The following is an 805-nucleotide window of genomic DNA, read 5'->3' on the forward strand; positions in this document are numbered from 1 at the left end:
ATCGTGCTGGCCCCGCACGAGGGCCCGGGCGGCTCGTCCTTTGCGGGGCATGCGGGTTCGCTGGGGGTGCTGGCCCCCGCCGACGACGAGGAGCGCGACGCCCTCCTGGAGCGTGCCCTGTCCATCGCCCATCCCGGCACGGCGGATCCGGTGCTGGTGCGCCTGTTGCTGGAACAGGGAGAACCCCGCCTGCGCGAACTGGAGCAGTGGGGCGTGCCACTGGCCACCGGGCCGGGCGGCGCGCGGTTGCGCCGCAGCGCCTGCTTTTTTCCTGAAATGGCCGTGGCCGCGGTACTTCCCGATTGCGCGGCGGCCCATGCCGCCATGCTGCGCGTGGCCGTGGCCGCCGGGGTAGAGGTGCTGCCGGGCTTCACCTTGGCTTCGCTGGGCGTGGAAGGCGGCCCACCCGGCAGCGCGTGGTGTCTGGACCCGGCAGGCAACGTGCTGCCGGTGCGCGCCCGGTCCGTGGTGCTGGCCGTGGGGGGACCTGCCTCCTTGTTCACGGGCAATGTTTCCGGCACCGGCCAGACCGGTGCCGGGCTGGGTCTTGCCCGCGACTGCGGCGCCCGGACCGGCAATGCCTCGTTCCTCCAGTTCCTGTGGTACGAAGGGGGGCAGCCCTTCCCCTTCCTGCCCGAACGGGCACACGAACTGGAAGTGGCAGGACTGGACGGCGTGCCCACCGCCCTGCCGCGTGAGCTGCGCCACCACGTGGTCACCCGGGCCACCCATGCCCCGTGGGGCTGGGGCCTGCCGGACGCCGCGCTGGACGCCCACCTTCTGGCCCGCATGACCCCGGCGGGGG

At 73.7% G+C, this 805-nt stretch carries 1 protein-coding gene; it reads left to right on the forward strand.

Annotation, left to right across the window (positions count from 1 at the left end):
• Positions 1 to 805 (forward strand): FAD-binding protein (locus FVW27_RS17730; protein ID WP_167127751.1); only part of this gene is annotated, 805 nt, incomplete at both ends.

The organism is Nitratidesulfovibrio liaohensis (genome assembly GCF_011682075.1).
In the GTDB taxonomy this organism is placed as follows: domain Bacteria; phylum Desulfobacterota; class Desulfovibrionia; order Desulfovibrionales; family Desulfovibrionaceae; genus Cupidesulfovibrio; species Cupidesulfovibrio liaohensis.